14 protein-coding genes are annotated in these 14,697 nt (G+C 72.6%); 7 read left to right on the forward strand and 7 right to left on the reverse strand.

Annotated elements, in window-relative coordinates; all coding sequences use genetic code 11:
• Positions 1-141 precede the first annotated feature (141 nt).
• Genes ACFYOY_RS05520 through ACFYOY_RS05530 form a run of 3 tightly spaced genes read left to right on the forward strand, consistent with a single transcriptional unit; the run spans position 142 to position 3,149 of the window.
• Positions 142-1,659: a DUF2252 domain-containing protein gene (locus tag ACFYOY_RS05520; protein WP_351883589.1), complete on the forward strand. Its 1,518-nt coding sequence runs from the start codon at positions 142-144 to the stop codon at positions 1,657-1,659.
• A 58-nt stretch (positions 1,660-1,717) separates the two neighbouring features.
• Complete coding sequence (locus ACFYOY_RS05525; RefSeq protein WP_351883587.1) at positions 1,718-2,752, forward strand: hypothetical protein; 1,035 nt, start codon at positions 1,718-1,720, stop codon at positions 2,750-2,752.
• A gap of 43 nt (positions 2,753-2,795) precedes the next feature.
• Positions 2,796-3,149, forward strand: coding sequence for a rhodanese-like domain-containing protein (locus ACFYOY_RS05530; RefSeq protein WP_351883585.1), 354 nt, complete (start codon positions 2,796-2,798; stop codon positions 3,147-3,149).
• Between the two features lie 30 nt (positions 3,150-3,179).
• Here ACFYOY_RS05530 and ACFYOY_RS05535 read toward each other — a convergent pair whose 3' ends face one another.
• The 6 genes from ACFYOY_RS05535 to paaA all read right to left on the reverse strand — a co-directional run bounded on the left by ACFYOY_RS05535 (position 3,180) and on the right by paaA (position 8,005).
• Positions 3,180-4,328 (reverse strand): acyl-CoA dehydrogenase family protein, encoded by a 1,149-nt coding sequence (locus ACFYOY_RS05535; RefSeq protein ID WP_388585289.1) that lies wholly within the window; start codon positions 4,326-4,328, stop codon positions 3,180-3,182.
• 93 nt (positions 4,329-4,421) lie between these two features.
• Entirely contained in the window at positions 4,422-5,531 is a 1,110-nt protein-coding gene (locus tag ACFYOY_RS05540) for a 2Fe-2S iron-sulfur cluster-binding protein (protein ID WP_351883583.1), read from the reverse strand.
• On the reverse strand, positions 5,531-6,070 hold the full coding sequence (gene paaD, locus ACFYOY_RS05545) for a 1,2-phenylacetyl-CoA epoxidase subunit PaaD (protein WP_388584954.1): 540 nt from the start codon (positions 6,068-6,070) through the stop codon (positions 5,531-5,533). The genes ACFYOY_RS05540 and paaD overlap by 1 nt, the downstream gene beginning before the upstream one ends.
• Positions 6,064-6,765 (reverse strand): 1,2-phenylacetyl-CoA epoxidase subunit PaaC, encoded by a 702-nt coding sequence (gene paaC, locus ACFYOY_RS05550; protein ID WP_351883579.1) that lies wholly within the window; start codon positions 6,763-6,765, stop codon positions 6,064-6,066. The genes paaD and paaC overlap by 7 nt, the downstream gene beginning before the upstream one ends.
• Positions 6,762-7,058 (reverse strand): 1,2-phenylacetyl-CoA epoxidase subunit PaaB, encoded by a 297-nt coding sequence (paaB, locus tag ACFYOY_RS05555; RefSeq protein WP_344316284.1) that lies wholly within the window; start codon positions 7,056-7,058, stop codon positions 6,762-6,764. The genes paaC and paaB overlap by 4 nt, the downstream gene beginning before the upstream one ends.
• Positions 7,055-8,005 (reverse strand): 1,2-phenylacetyl-CoA epoxidase subunit PaaA, encoded by a 951-nt coding sequence (gene paaA, locus ACFYOY_RS05560; RefSeq protein ID WP_351883577.1) that lies wholly within the window; start codon positions 8,003-8,005, stop codon positions 7,055-7,057. Before paaA ends, paaB begins: the two co-directional genes overlap by 4 nt.
• A 307-nt stretch (positions 8,006-8,312) precedes the next feature.
• Between paaA and ACFYOY_RS05565 the strand changes: the two genes are divergently transcribed.
• From ACFYOY_RS05565 to ACFYOY_RS05575, 3 genes are read left to right on the forward strand one after another with little or no spacing between them, the layout of a single operon-like run.
• Positions 8,313-8,957 carry a DUF5819 family protein gene (locus ACFYOY_RS05565; RefSeq protein WP_388584958.1) on the forward strand — a complete coding sequence of 215 codons (645 nt, stop codon included), beginning with the start codon at positions 8,313-8,315 and terminating at the stop codon, positions 8,955-8,957.
• On the forward strand, positions 8,954-10,201 hold the full coding sequence (locus ACFYOY_RS05570) for an HTTM domain-containing protein (RefSeq protein WP_351883573.1): 1,248 nt from the start codon (positions 8,954-8,956) through the stop codon (positions 10,199-10,201). The genes ACFYOY_RS05565 and ACFYOY_RS05570 overlap by 4 nt, the downstream gene beginning before the upstream one ends.
• The gene (locus ACFYOY_RS05575) at positions 10,191-10,952 is read left to right on the forward strand and encodes a TrmH family RNA methyltransferase (protein WP_388584962.1); all 762 of its coding nucleotides are present in this window, start codon (positions 10,191-10,193) and stop codon (positions 10,950-10,952) included. The genes ACFYOY_RS05570 and ACFYOY_RS05575 overlap by 11 nt, the downstream gene beginning before the upstream one ends.
• Positions 10,953-11,325: 373 nt before the next feature.
• Here ACFYOY_RS05575 and paaN read toward each other — a convergent pair whose 3' ends face one another.
• Positions 11,326-13,050 (reverse strand): phenylacetic acid degradation protein PaaN, encoded by a 1,725-nt coding sequence (gene paaN, locus ACFYOY_RS05580; protein ID WP_388584966.1) that lies wholly within the window; start codon positions 13,048-13,050, stop codon positions 11,326-11,328.
• Between the two features lie 129 nt (positions 13,051-13,179).
• Between paaN and ACFYOY_RS05585 the strand changes: the two genes are divergently transcribed.
• Positions 13,180-14,697 (forward strand): 3-hydroxyacyl-CoA dehydrogenase, encoded by a 1,518-nt coding sequence (locus ACFYOY_RS05585; protein ID WP_388584969.1) that lies wholly within the window; start codon positions 13,180-13,182, stop codon positions 14,695-14,697.

Below are 14,697 nucleotides of genomic sequence, written 5' to 3' on the forward strand. Positions count from 1 at the left end.
GCTGGGCCGGGCCGGGATGAGTCGCGTCTGATCAGGGGTTTCACCATGATCGCCGAGGTTTTCCACAGGCTCTGACGGGGTGGGGTGGCAGGGGGTACGGTCTGCTCAGTCGATGTCGTGTGCGAGGAAAGCGGGGGCGCGATGACGGACGTCCGGAGCGGTCTGGGCGCCGGAAGCGGCGAGGGCGGCCGGAGCGCGGAGAGCGGCGGGCGGGGGCCGGGCGGCGAGGGCACCGCGGGCGGGGCGGCCCGGCGGCTGCCGCCGGTTCCGGGCTTCGCCGTCTGGCGCGGTGACGGGCCGTCTCCCCGGCGGATGGGCAAGGCGCTGCGCAAGCGAGTGCCGCGCTCGGCGCATGCCGAGCCGCCGAGGGCCGACGGGCGGCCGGATCCGGTGGCGGCGGTCGAGCGGTCGAATGCCGGGCGGCTTCCGGAGCTCACCCCGATCCGGGTGGGGCGGATGGCCGCGGGCCCCTTCTCCTTTCTGCGCGGGGCCGCCGGGCTGATGGGACATGACCTCACGGCCACGCCGGTGACCGGTATCGGGGTACAGCTCTGTGGCGATGCCCACGCCGCAAACTTCGGGATCTACGGAGATGCGCGCGGTGGCCTGATCATCGATCTGAACGACTTCGACGAGACCGTCCACGGCCCGTGGGAGTGGGATGTGAAGCGGCTCGCGGTCTCGCTGGTGCTGGCCGGCCGGGAGGCGGGAGCCGACGAGGACATCTGCCGGGCGGCGGCCCAGGACGCCGTGGGCGCCTATCGGCGCACGGTGCGGCTGCTGGCCAAGTTGCCGGCGGCGGACGCGTGGAACGCGATCGCGGACGAGGAGCTGGTCTCCCACACGGACGCCAAGGACCTGGTCGGGACGCTGGAGCGGATCTCCGAGAAGGCCCGGCGGAACACCAGCGCGCGGTACGCGGCCCGGTCCACCGAGCCCGTGCCGGGCGAGGAGGGCTCCTCCGGCCGGCCGGAGGCCCGGCGCTTCGTGGACGCGCCGCCGGTGCTGCGGAGGGTGCCGGACGAGGAGGCGGCGGCGGTGGCCTCCTCGCTCGCCGAGTATCTGGGCACGCTGCCGGAGGACCGGCTGCCGCTGCTCTCGCGGTACGAGGTGCACGATGTGGCGTTCCGGGTGGTCGGCACGGGCAGCGTGGGCACCCGCTCCTATGTGGTGCTCCTGCTCGACCACCGCGGCGAGCCGATGGTGCTCCAGGTGAAGGAGGCTCGCCCCTCCGCGCTGCTGCCGCATGTGGCCAAGGCCGGTTTCGAGGTGCCGGACGTCACACATGAGGGGCGGCGGGTGGTGCTCGGCCAGAAGCGGATGCAGGTGGTCAGCGACATCCTGCTGGGGTGGACGACGGTGCGGGGCCGGCATTACCAGGTGCGGCAGTTCCGCAACCGCAAGGGAAGCGTGGACCCGGCGGCGCTTGCGGCGGATCAGATGGACGACTACGGGCGGATGACCGGGGCGCTGCTGGCGCGGGCGCATGCCCACAGCGCGGACCCTCGGCTGCTGGCCGGTTACTGCGGCAAGGGGGAGGAGCTGGACGAGGCGGTGGCCACCTTCGCGGTGGCGTACGCGGATCGCACGGAAGCGGATCACTCCGCGCTGGTCGTGGCGGTGCGCAACGGTCGGATAGCGGCCGAGATGGGGGTGTGAGGCGCGGGGCGGGGGTGCGAGCTCGGTCGCCGATCACCGCCGGACGTAGTCTGAGCGGGTGACGAATCCGGAAGCGCAGCAGCAGGCACGGCAGTCGGTGTCGGACGCGGAGCCCCAGGCGGAGTCGCACGACCGGTCCGGGGAGACGCGATCCGGGGAGACAAGGTCCGGGGAGGCGTGGTCTGGGGAGACGCGGTCCCAGGGGCCCTGGTCCGAGGACTCCCGGTCCGGAGATGCCGGACCGGGGGACGCGGGGTCGTCCGGGGACGCCGGTTCCGGGGACGCCGCGGACGCCGGGGATGCCCGTGCCCAGGAGGAGGCTCAGGCCGCCGAGCGTCTGGAGCGGGCGGTGCGCGCGGCCGAGCAGGCGCTGATCGAGTTCGAGATTGCGGTGGAGACCTTCCGGGTGGAGGTGGAGAACTTCTCCCGGCTGCACCACCAGCGGCTCGGGCCGATGTACTCGCGCCTCGACGAGTTGGACGCGCTGATCGCCGAGGCGGTCGCGGCGCGGACCGGTGATCCGGAGGACATCCGCAAGGCCCATGAGGCGCGGGGGCTGGTGCAGCCGATGCCGGGCGTGGAGGAGCTGTTCCACGGCTGGATCGACTCGGAGGGGCTCTCGCCGGAGGCGGCCGCGATGCTCACCGAGCGGCCCGTGCAGCCGCCGCCGCGGGTGCGGCCGAGTGAGGAGGCCCGCCGGATCTACCGGGAGCTGGCCCGTAAGGCCCATCCGGATCTGGCTGAGGAGGAGGCCGAGCGGGAGCGGCGCGGTGCCTTCATCGTGCGGGTCAACGCGGCGTACGCGGCCGGGGACGAGGAGGCGCTGCGGGCGCTGGCCGAGGAGTGGGAGGCCGGTCCGCCGCCGCCGGAGCGGCGGGCGAGCCGCAGCGAGGAGCTGTACGCCCGGCTGGAGTGGCTGGCCGAGCGCAAGGAGATGCTGGCCGCGGTCGCCGCGGAGCTGGAGTCGAGCGCGATCGGCGCGATGATCAAGATGGCGCCGGAGGACCCCGACCGGCTGCTGGACGAGATCGCCGAGCAGCTGCTGGCCCAGGCCGCGGAGAAGGAGACCCGGCTCGCGGAGCTGATGCGGTAGTAGGTTTGCCGCAGCTGCCGATGTCATGTGAGAGGTGTGTCTGATGCATTTTGCCCAGCTTCCCCAGATGGAGGCGGCGGCGGTACCGGCCGATGGCCTTCTGCTGGATGTCCGGGAGGACGACGAGTGGGCGGCCGGGCATGTCGAGGGCGCGCTGCACATCCCGATGGGCCAGGTCGTGGCGCGGTTCGACGAGCTGACCGCGAAGGTCGGCGAGGGACAGCGGGTGCATGTGATGTGCCGGGTCGGCGGCCGCTCCGCGCAGGTGACCCAGTACCTGGTCGCGCAGGGCCTGGACGCGGTGAACGTGGACGGCGGGATGCTCGCCTGGGACGCGGCGGGCCGGCCGATGGTGAGCGGCCCCGACGACTCCGCCGAAGGAGCCTTTGTGCTCTAGGAGTTTCCCTACGATCGGCGGGGCCCCCGATCAGCCGAGGGGGTGGGCGGCGAGGAGTTCGCCCAGCGCCTCCTCATGGGCGGCGGCGGACCCCAGCGAGAGCTCCAGCTGCTTGCCCCAGGCGTGGTAGCGGTGCAGGGGGTAGTCGGTGACCGCGCCGAAGCCGCCGTGCAGATGCTGTGCGGTCTGCACGACGCGGCGCACGCCCTCGGCGGCCCAGATCTTGGCGACGGCGACATCCCCCGCGATGGGGAGCGCCCCGCTCGCCGTCGGCCGCTCCTCGGCCAGGGACAGCCGCCAGGCCGCCTGCCACAGCGTGGCCTCCATGGCCCGCAGATCGATATAGCGGTCGGCGGTCTGCACGGCGACCGCCTGGAAGCTGGCGAGCGGGAAGCCGAACTGCTCGCGCTCGCTCACATAGGAGCTGGTGAGGTCCAGCACCGCCGAGCCGAGGCCCAGCGCGAGCGCACAGGTGCCGGTGGTGAGGAGATCGCGCAGCCATTCCCAGACGCCGTCCGCGGCCAGCACCTCGCGGTCGGCGAGCCGCACTCCGTCCAGCCGGATCTCGGCCTGGCGCTCACCGCTGGTGGAGATCTGCTCATCGAGGGCGACGCCCTCATGGTCGCGGGGGACCAGGGCGAGGATCGTCCGGCCCTCCCCGGTGTGGGCCGGGAGCAGCACATGATCGGCGCCATGGGCCCAAGGGACCGCGGTCTGGACGCCGTCCAGCACCCAGCCGTCCCCGTTACGCCGCGCCTGGACGGCGAGTTCGGCCGGGCCATGGCCGGTGCGGCCGCTGGAGGCCACGGTGAGGACCAGCTCACCGCTCGCGGCCCGGGGCAGCACGGCGGTGCGCAACTCGACCCCGCCGTAGCGCTGCACGGCCAGCGCCGCGGCGCTGGACTCCAGCACTGGCACCCGGGCCAGCACTCGGCCGCATTCCCGCAGCACCAGGCACAGGGCGAGCGGGTCGAGGCCCGAGCCCCCGTACTGGGGGTCGAGGCTCAGGCCGAGCAGATCGCTCTCGGCGAGCTTCCGCCACAGCGCGCGGTCGAAGTCCTCGGCGACGGCGCCGGCGGTCAGCGCGGGACTGGGCACGCTGTCCGGTGTGACGGAGGAGAAGACGGCCTTCGCCGCTTCGACGGCCGCCTGCTGCTCCTCGGTGAAGGTGAAGTCCACTGTCCGTACCTCCCGCGCCGCGGCTTTACCTGACGGCACGTCAAGATAGAACAGGTTCTACAAGAAGGGAACGCCGGTGCCGCGCCCGGAGCGTCAGCGATCGAAGTCCAGCTCCACCCGCTCGCCCACCGGATGGGACTGACAGGCCAGCACATAGCCCGCCTCCACCTCGTCCGGCTCCAGCGCGAAGTTACGGTCCATCCGCACTTCGCCGGAGACCAGGAAGGCCCGGCAGGTCCCGCAGACCCCGCCCTTGCACGCATACGGCGCGTCGGCCCGGTTGCGCAGCACGGTCTCCAGCAGCGGTTCCCCGGCCTGGACCGGCCAGGTGCCCGACCGGCCGTCCAGGGTCGCCGTGACCGAGCTCTGCGACGCGGTCCGCGCCGGATCCGGCACGGGGGAGACGTCCTCGGCGGGCGCCGCCTCCACATGGAAGATCTCCTGATGGACCCGGCCGCGGGAGACCCCGAGGCCGCGCAGCGCCCGCTCGGCGGCGCGCACCAGGCCGTAGGGCCCGCACAGGAACCAGCCGTCCACCGAGGCGACCGGCAGCAGCGCCGGCAGCAGCGCGGCCAGCCGCTCCTCGTCGAGCCGCCCGGACACCAGCCCGGCCTGCTGCTCCTCCCGGGAGAGCGCGCACACCAGCTGGAACCGGTCGGGCCAGCGGTCCTTGAGGTCGGCGACCTCCTCCAGGAACATCGTCGAGGCCGCGGTGCGGTCGCTGCGGATCAGGCAGAACCGCGCCTCGGGCTGCCGACTGAGCAGGGTGGCCGCGATGGACAGCACGGGGGTGATGCCGCTGCCGCCGACGACCGCCGCGAAATGGCCGGGCCGGGGCTCCAGGACGAAACGGCCGGCCGGGGCCATCACCTCCATGACCTCGCCGACCGCCAGCTCCTTGAGGGCATAGGCCGAGAACTCACCGCCCTCGACCAGCCGCACCCCGATCCGCAGGAACTCCGGGCCCTCCGCGCCCGGGGCCGGGGTGCACAGCGAGTACGTCCGACGGATCTCCGCGCCGTCCGCGAACCGGCGCACCGCGATGTGCTGCCCCGCGGTGAAGCGGAACGTCTCTCGCAGTGCGGGCGGCACCAGGAGGGTGACCATCACCGCGTCATCGGTGAGCCGGTCGACCGCCGCCACCCGCAGCGGGTGGAACGCGCCGTGGCGGGGCGTGGCCCGCTGCACCGCCTCCGCGGCCATCACAACTCCTTGAAGTGGTCGAACGGTTCACCGCAGGCCGTGCAGCGGCGCAGCGCCTTGCAGGCGGTGGAGGAGAAGCGGCTCAGCAGCTCGGTCTCGGTCGAGCCGCACTGCGGGCAGCGCACCGCCAGGGCCACCGGGACCGGGCCGTCCGCCGCCGCACGGCTCGGCACGGGTGGCGCTATGCCGGACTCCGCCAGCTTGCGGCGGCCCTCGGCGCTGATCGCGTCCGTCGTCCAGGGCGGGGAGAGGACCGTGTGCACGGCGACCTCGGGGACGCCGTGGTCATGGAGCACCCGCTCGATATCGGTGGCCATCGACTCCAGCGCCGGGCAGCCGGTGTAGGTGGGCGTCAGGTCCACCTCCACCCGGCCCGGCCCCAGCAGCCGCAGCCCGCGCATCACGCCCAGCTCTGCCAGGGACACCATCGGCAGCTCGGGGTCCGGCACGGAGCCGGCCAGCCGCAGCAGCTCTTCCTCGAGCGGGGTGGTGCCGGACGCGGGAGGCGTGGGTGCCGGGGAGGGCGTGGGCGTCACCATGTCGCCCCCGGGTGGCTGCGGTGCAGATGCTGCATCTCGGCGAGCATCCGGCCGAACGGCTCGGTGTGCAGGCCCTGGCGCCCCGCCCCGGCCGCCCAGCCGCCGCGCCGCGGCCCCTCGGGCACCGCCAGGGTGGCGCGCTCCAGGACCGAGGTGATCCGGGTCAGCCAGGCGTCGTGCAGCGTGTGCCACTCCACCTCGCACCCCTCGATCGGCTCGAAGAGCTCACCGGTGAACCGCCAGAGCGCGTCCAGCCCCCGCCGCATCCGCTCATGGCTCTCCTCCGTGCCGTCGCCGAGCCGCAGGGTCCACTGCTCGGCGTGGTCGCGGTGGTAGGCCACCTCCTTGACCGCCTTGGCGGCGAGCGGGGCGAAAGGGCCGGTGCCGCGCGCCAGCCGCTCGTACAACAGCTCCTGGTAGGTGGAGAAGTAGAGCTGGCGGGCGATGGTCTGGGCGAAGTCACCGCCTGGCTGCTCGACCAGCTGGACGTTCCGGAACGCCCGCTCCTCGCGCAGATACGCCAGCTCGTCCTCGTCGCCGACGAGCGAGAGCAGCACCCGGGCCTGGCCGAGCAGGTCGAGGGCGATATTGGCGAGCGCGACCTCCTCTTCCAGCACGGGGGCGCGCCCGGCCCACTCCCCCAGCCGGTGGGAGAGCACCAGCGCGTCGTCGCCCAGGGCGAGGGCCGCGGTCATAGATGCCGCACCCCCTCCGGGATCGCGTAAAAGGTGGGGTGGCGGTAGGGCTTGTCGGCGGACGGCTCGAAGAACGGATCCCGCTCGTCCGGGGAGGAGGCGGTGATCTCGGCGGACGGCACCACCCATATCGAGACGCCTTCCGAGCGCCGGGTGTACAGATCCCGTGCGTTCCGCAAAGCCATCTCCGCGTCCGGGGCGTGGAGGGAGCCGGCGTGGGTGTGCGACAGTCCGCGCCTGCTGCGGACGAACACCTCCCACAGCGGCCACTCGGTGCTCGGGCTGCCGCTCATGCCTGTGCCTTCCCGTGCTTGGCCGCGTGTGCCGCGGCCGCCTCGCGCACCCAGGCGCCTTCCTCATGGGCCCGGCGCCGCTGGGTGATGCGCTGGGTGTTGCACGGGCCGTTTCCCCGCAGGACCTCGCGGAACTCGTCCCAGTCGATCGGCCCGAAGTCGTAATGCCCCCGCTCCTCGCTCCACCGCAGCTCGGGGTCGGGGAGGGTGAGGCCGAGGGATTCGGCCTGGGGGACGCAGATGTCGACGAAGCGCTGGCGCAGCTCGTCATTGGAGTGGCGCTTGATCTTCCAGGCCATCGACTGGGCGGAGTGGGCCGAGGCGTCGTCCGGCGGGCCGAACATCATCAGCGACGGCCACCACCAGCGGTCCACCGCGTCCTGCGCCATGGCGTGTTGGGCCTCGGTGCCTTGGCTCAGGGCCAGCAGCAGCTCATACCCCTGGCGCTGGTGGAAGGACTCCTCCTTGCAGATGCGGACCATCGCCCGTGCGTAGGGCCCGTAGGAGCAGCGGCACAGCGGTACCTGGTTGGTGATCGCGGCGCCGTCCACCAGCCAGCCGATGGCTCCGACATCGGCCCAGGTCAGCGTGGGGTAGTTGAAAATCGAGGAGTACTTCTGGCGGCCGCTGTGGAGCTTGTCGAGCAGCTCCTCCCGGCTGGTGCCCAGGGTTTCGGCCGCGCTGTAGAGATACAGGCCGTGGCCCGCCTCGTCCTGGACCTTGGCCATCAGGATCGCCTTGCGCCGCAGCGAGGGGGCGCGGGTGATCCAGTTGGCCTCCGGCTGCATGCCGATGATCTCCGAGTGGGCGTGCTGCGCCATCTGCCGCACCAGCGTGGCCCGGTAGTCATCGGGCATCCAGTCGCGCGGCTCGATGCGCTCGTCCGCGGCCAGGGCGGCGTCGAACACCGCCTCGTACGCCCCCGCGTCCGCCGCCATCGTCGTCATGCGAAGCCCCTCCGCCCATCCGTCTCCGCCGACCGGCCAGCCGACCGACCGATCGTTCGGTTCAATGGTGTGCTGAGGAACGTAGGGTGTCAACCCTGTGGATAACGCTGAGGACGCTGTGCCGAGTGGTTCCGCATGGGTACGGTGCCGGGGGCGTGGGGGCCACGGGGCGCGCGGCCGACCGGCGTGCGCGAAGACCTGGACCATCGGGAGCGGGGCGGGTATGGCGGGGCGGGGTATGGCCGGGACGGAGCCGGAGCCGGGACCGACGGACCCGGAATCGACGGACCCGAGGCCGGACGACGACGTGGCGGAACCGCTCACCGCGCTCTCCCTGCCCGCCCAGCTGATCATCGCGGTGGGCATCGCGGTCGCCGCCGTCGCCGCCGCGATCCATCTCTCGGCGGCCTTTCTGGCCGTCTCACCGCCCAACACCCTCACCAAGCGGCACGGCGCGGCGATCGACGACTACATCTATCCGGAGTTCGAACGGGTCTGGAAGCTCTTCGCCCCCAACCCGCTCCAGCAGAACATCGCCGTCCAGGCCCGCGCCGAGATCCGCACCCGCGAGGGCGGCACCGCGACCACCGGCTGGCGCGACCTCTCGGCCCAGGACGGGGCGGCCATCCGCCACAATCCGCTGCCCAGTCACACCCAGCAGAACGAGCTGCGCCGCGCCTGGGAGTTCTACGTCGGCTCGCATGACGCGCAGGAGCGGCCGCAGGGCATGCGCGGCAGCCTCTCCGAGCAGTACATCCGCCGGATCGTGATGCTCCGCTTCGGTCGCGAGGAGGACGGCGGCGCCGTGGAGCGAATACAGGTGCGCTCCGCGACCACTCCGGTGGCCCCGCCGTCCTGGAGCGACGAGAAGATCGACACCAAGACGATCTACCGGACGCTGCCATGGTGGACGGTGACCACCGATGACATCCCGGAGGCGAAGAGCCGGTGACCCCCTCCGCCCGCCTCCAGACCGCCGTGGCGCATGGCTACACCCGCGTCACCGGATCCGCGCTCGGCCCCCGGCAGAGCGCCGTCGTGCGCATCGGCTTCTCCTTCACCTGGCTGCTCTTCCTGGTGCGCGAATGGCCGCACCGCCGGGAGCTGTACGGGCCGGACGGTCCGTGGAACTGGGACATGGCCGCGCGGCTGATCGATGGCAACCGCGCCTTCAGCGCGCTCATGTGGTCCGACGGCGGGGTGTGGTTCGAGGTCGTCTACGCCCTCGCCCTCGTCTCCAGCGCGCTGCTGCTGGTGGGCTGGCGTACCCGCACCATGTCCGTGCTGTTCATGATCGGGGTGCTGTCGCTGCAGAACCGCTCCATCTTCGTGGGGGACGGCGGCGACAATCTCATCCATCTGATGTCGATGTACCTGGTGCTGACCCGGTGCGGTCAGGTGTGGTCGCTGGACGCGCGCCGGGCGGCCCGGCAGGCGGACCGCGAGGGATCGCCGCGCGACACCACCGGAATCGTGCTGTGGGCCATCACCGGGACCGCCCTGTTCTGGGTGCAGCTGTTCACCGACGCCCGGCTCTTCCTGACCTCCGACGGCCCGCTGCCCGGGCTGGGCTGGGCCACCGTGCTCTGGGGGCTGTGGATCGTCCAGGCCGGCTGGTGGCTCGTCCAGCGTTACGCACCGGGGGAGCCGCGCACCGTTCTGGACGCGCTCGCCAATGTGGCGCACAACGGTGCCCTGCTGGTGATCATGGCCGAGGTGTGTCTGCTGTACGCCACGGCCGGCTGGTACAAGATCCAGGGCTCGCGCTGGCAGGACGGCACCGCCCTCTACTACCCGCTGCATCTGGACTACTTCTCGCCCTGGCCGGGGCTGACCGACCTCATGGCGTCCAGCGGCACCCTGGTGATGGTGCTGACCTACGGCACGGTCATCGTCCAGGTGGCCTTCCCGTTCACCCTGCTCAACCGGCGGGCCAAGAACGTGATGCTGGTCCTGCTGATGCTGGAGCACCTTGGTATCGCCGTGATGCTGGGGCTGCCCTTCTTCTCGCTCGCCGTGATCGCGGCGGACTCGGTCTTCCTGCCGACGAACTTCCTGCGCTGGGCCGAGGCGCGGCTGGGCCGGGCCCGGGACCGGCTGACGGCGCGCGCGGTGTGGCTGCCGGGGCAGCGGGTGCGGGAGAGCGACCGGGAACCCGCGGCTGACACCCTCGTACGCTGGGGGAATGATCGATGACGAGGCTGCGCAGGCCGTACGGCACTGGCGCGCGACGGCCCCCGAGACCGTGCTGCTCGACGGCTTCCACGCGCTGAAGCACGCGCTGCGGTTCGGCGCGGACGTGCGTGCCGCGGCCACCAGCGACAAGGCGGCCGCCGTGGAACTCGCCGAGGGACTGGCCGACGATCTCACCGAGACGATCGCGGATCTCCTGGTGGAGGTGGAGGCCGGGACCCTGCGCGATCTGGTGCCCCGGGTGCACCCCACACGGGTCGCCGCGCTGGCGGTACGGCGCGGCAGGCAGGGGAATCTGGACGAGCTGTCCAAGCAGCCCCGGACTGCCCCGGTGGTCGTCCTGGACAACCCCCGCAACCTGGGGAACGTCGGGGCCGTGGTCCGGCTCGCCGCAGGCTTCGGGGCCACCGGCGTGGTCACCACCGGCGATATCGATCCCTGGCATCCGAACGCCGTGCGGTCCGGCGCCGGGCTTCACTTCGCCACCGCGGTCGAGCGGCTGCCGGGCGACGCCCTCCCGGAGGGGCCGCTGTATGTGCTGGACGCGGAGGGGGAGGACATCCGGTCCGTGACCATCCCCGATGACGCGCTGCTCGCCTTCGGCTCCGAGCGGCACGGGATCTCGCCGGAGCTGCGGAAGCGGGCCACCGCGCTGGTGGCCCTCCCCATGCGGCCGCAGGTGTCCAGCTACAACCTGGCCACCAGCGTGGCCATGGCCCTCTTCCACTGGGGCGGCCCCGCCCACCCCGCCTGAGCGCTCCGCTGGATGTGCCGCGCCGTGCCGTCGGTCGTCTGTGGTGCCATCGTGGCTGGTCGCCCACGCGGCGGAGCCGCACATCGACACAGCCGCGGCGGAGCCGCACATCGACACAGCCCCGCGCCCCTTCAGGGCACCTGCTGAACCGCGGTGGACTTCGTCCGACCTGCTCAGTCCCCGACGCCGCGGCCCCGCCCGCGCCACCTGGGCCCCGACGCCACGGCTCGGCTGGGCCCGCTCCGCCTTGTCCGGGCCCCGTCCGCCCCCGCCCGAGGCCGTGTCCGGGCGGGGGCGGACGGGCTCCAGGCGGGGCGGGCGGGGCATGTGCGGTGACACGCCCCGCGTACCGCGCGCCGCACACCGGGTCTTGTTACTCCGCCGGGCGGCGGACCTCGATCATCCGGAAGCGGCCGGCCACGAACGCCCCGTCGCACAGCGTGGCGTTGGCCGACGGGTTGCCGCCCGAGCCGTGGAAGTCCGAGAACGCCGCGGTCTGGTTCACATACACCCCGCCGGTCAGATTGAGCGACAGCTGGGCACACTCCTCCAGGCACGCCTCCTCGATCAGCCGCTCCGCCTCCGGTGAGGAGGTGTACGCGCCGACCGTCATCGCACCCTTGTCCCGGGTGGTCCGGCGCAGCAGCGCGACCGCGTCCTGTGTGGAGTCGACGGCGACGGCGAAGGAGACCGGGCCGAAGCACTCGGACAGATAGGGCGCGTCCGCATCGGCCCCCTCCCAGAACTTCCGGGCGCCGTCCGCCTTGACCATCAGCGGCGTACGGACCGTGGCGCCCGGGAAGTCGGGGTGGGTCACCGTGCGCGAGGCCAGGGCGACCGCGCCCAGGCCGGGCGCGGCCTCCAGCCGCTCCTGGACCCGCGGGCCCACGATCGCGCCCAGCAGCGCGCTCGCCCGGGCATCGTCGCCCAGCAGCCCGTCCACCGCCGCCGCCAGGTCGGCCACCACCTCGTCGTAGGTCTTGGGGCCGGCGTCGGTGGTGATGCCGTCGCGGGGAATCAGCAGATTCTGCGGGGTGGTGCACATCTGGCCGCTGTAGAGGGACAGGGAGAACGCCAGGTTGGCCAGCATGCCCTGGTAGTCGTCGGTGGAGTCGATCACCACCGTGTTGACCCCCGCCTTCTCGGTGAAGACCTGGGCCTGGCGGGCATGGGTCTCCAGCCAGTCGCCGAAGGCGGTCGAGCCCGTGTAGTCGATGATGCGGATTTCGGGGCGGACGGCGAGGACCTTGGCGATCCCCTCGTCCGGCCGCTCGGCGGCAAGCGTCACCAGATCGGGGCTGAACCCCGCCTCCTTCAGCACCTCCCGCGCCACCTGGACGGTCAGCGCCAGCGGCAGCACGGCCTGGGGGTGGGGCTTGACCAGCACCGGATTGCCGGTGGCGAGCGAGGCGAAGAGCCCCGGATAGCCATTCCACGTCGGGAAGGTGTTGCAGCCGATCAGCAGCGCGATACCGCGCGGGACGGCCGTGAACGTCTTGCGCAGGCGCAGCGGGTCGCGCTTGCCCTGCGGCTTGGACCAGTCCGCGGCGCCGGGGGTGCGGGTCTGCTCGGCGAACGCGTAAGCCACCGCCTCCAGGCCGCGGTCCTGGGCGTGGGGGCCGCCGGCCTGGAAGGCCATCATGTATGCCTGACCGCTGGTGTGCATGACGGCCTGGGCGAACTCATGCGACCGGGCGCCGATCCGGGCCAGGATCTCCAGACACACCATGGCCCGCGTCTCCGGGCCGGCCTCCCGCCAGGCGGACATCCCCGCCTGCATCGCCGGGAGCAGCGCGTCGAGGTCCGGATGCGGATACTCCATGCCCATCTCGACACCGAACGGCGAGACTTCGGAGCCCGTCCAGATGTCGGTGCCCGGCTGGTCCAGCTCGATGCGCCGGCCGCGCAGCGCCTCGAACGCGGCCTGGCCCTCGGCGACGCTCAGGCTCGGGCGCCCGCTCTGGCCCTCGCCGCCGTAAGCCTTCGGGTGCTCGGGGTGCGGGGACCAATAGGCGCGGGTACGAATCGCCTCCAGGGCCTGGTCGAGGGTGGGGCGGTGCTCTTGCGTCAACTGCGCGGTGGTGAGTGCGGCGGTCACGACTGACCAACTCCTCGTCGAGCTGGGGCTGGGCTGGAATGGGCGACAGAGTTAGAGTAACCGAACGATCGGTCGGGACAAGAGGGCCTGACGAACCTGTGGATAACTTCGTCGAAAAGGATCTGCGGCATGACTGCGATCGACCGTGGGATCGACCGCGCCGGCGTCGTCGCCGTCATCGGCACCGGCACGATGGGCCAGGGGATCGCCCAGGTGGCGCTGGCCGCGGGCCATCCCGTGCGGCTCTACGACGCGGCGCCCGGCCGCGCCTCCCAGGCCGCCGACGCCATCGCGGCCCGGCTCGGCCGGCTGGTCGCCAAGGAGCGCCTCACGGCCGCCGACCATGACGCGGCCCTCGGCCGTCTCGCCCCCGTCGCCGACCTCGCGGACCTGGTCGAGGCGGAGCTGGTGGTCGAGGCGATCCTCGAGGAACTCGGCGCCAAGCAGCAGCTGTTCACCGCGCTGGAGTCGGTGGTCTCCGACGGCTGTCTGCTCGCCACCAACACCTCCTCCCTCTCCGTCACGGCCGTCGCGGGCGTCCTGCGCCGCCCCGGCCGCCTCGTCGGCCTGCACTTCTTCAATCCGGCCCCGCTGATGCCGCTGGTGGAGGTGGTGCGCGGCGCGGCCACGGACGAGGCCGCCGCCGACCGTGCCCACGCCACCGTCGCGGCCTGGGGAAAGACCCCGGTGCGCTGCGCCGACACCCCCGGATTCATCGTCAACCGGATCGCCCGCCCCTTCTACGCCGAGGCGTTCCGGGCGTACGAGGAACGCGCCGCCGACCCCGCCACCCTGGACGCCGTGCTGCGGGAGTCCGGCGGCTTCCGGATGGGCCCCTTCGAGCTCACCGACCTGATCGGCCAGGACGTGAACGAGGCCGTCACCCGATCCGTGTGGGAAGCGCTGTTCCACGATCCGAAATTCACGCCGTCGCTCGCCCAGCGGCAGCTCGTGGCCGCCGGACGGCTCGGGCGCAAGACGGGCCACGGCTGGTTCGACCACTCCGAGGGTGCCGGGCGGCCCGCCCCGCACACCGCCGAGCCGTGTGAGCCGCCCGCGAAGGTCGCCCTCCACGGCGACCTGGGGCCGGCGCAAGGGCTGGTGGGCCTCATCGAGGAGGCGGGCATTCCGGTGACCCGCGAGCCCGTCGGGGGACATCTCGCCCTGCCCGACGGCACCCGCCTGTCCCTGACCGACGGCACGACCGCCACCGATGACCCCGTCGCCGCGTCGGTCCGCTTCGACCTGGCGCTGGACTACCGCACCGCCACCCGCATCGCCCTCGCGCCGTCCCCGGCCGCCACCGAGGAGTCCCTGCGGTCCGCGATCGGCCTGTTCCAGGCGCTCGGTAAGGCCGTCAGCGTGGTCCAGGACGTCCCCGGCATGGTCGTGGCCCGCACGGTCGCGATGCTCGTGGACTTCGCCGAGGACGCCGTCGCACGCGGGGTGGCGAGCCCCGAGGACGTAGACACCGCCATGCTGACAGGGGTCAACTACCCGCGCGGACCGCTGGCCTGGGGGCGCGCGCTCGGCGCCCGCTGGGTCCGCGACACCCTGCGCAACCTCCACCAAGCCTGTCCGACCGGCCGCTACGCCCCCTCCCAGGCGCTGATCCGGCGTGCCGCCGCCGATGAGAGGCTGCTCTAA

The organism is Streptomyces sp. NPDC007875, assembly GCF_042868035.1.
Taxonomy (GTDB): Bacteria; Actinomycetota; Actinomycetes; order Streptomycetales; family Streptomycetaceae; genus Streptomyces; species Streptomyces antimycoticus.

Coding starts and splice junctions, on each gene's coding strand:
- ACFYOY_RS05530 (WP_351883585.1), top strand. CDS start 2,796: ATGCATTTTGCCCAGCTTCCCCAGATGGAGGCGGCGGCGGTACCGGCC.
- paaC (WP_351883579.1), bottom strand. CDS start 6,765: ATGACCGCGGCCCTCGCCCTGGGCGACGACGCGCTGGTGCTCTCCCAC.
- paaD (WP_388584954.1), bottom strand. CDS start 6,070: ATGGTGACGCCCACGCCCTCCCCGGCACCCACGCCTCCCGCGTCCGGC.
- ACFYOY_RS05585 (WP_388584969.1), top strand. CDS start 13,180: ATGACTGCGATCGACCGTGGGATCGACCGCGCCGGCGTCGTCGCCGTC.
- paaA (WP_351883577.1), bottom strand. CDS start 8,005: ATGACGACGATGGCGGCGGACGCGGGGGCGTACGAGGCGGTGTTCGAC.
- ACFYOY_RS05520 (WP_351883589.1), top strand. CDS start 142: ATGACGGACGTCCGGAGCGGTCTGGGCGCCGGAAGCGGCGAGGGCGGC.
- ACFYOY_RS05575 (WP_388584962.1), top strand. CDS start 10,191: ATGATCGATGACGAGGCTGCGCAGGCCGTACGGCACTGGCGCGCGACG.
- ACFYOY_RS05540 (WP_351883583.1), bottom strand. CDS start 5,531: ATGGCCGCGGAGGCGGTGCAGCGGGCCACGCCCCGCCACGGCGCGTTC.
- paaB (WP_344316284.1), bottom strand. CDS start 7,058: ATGAGCGGCAGCCCGAGCACCGAGTGGCCGCTGTGGGAGGTGTTCGTC.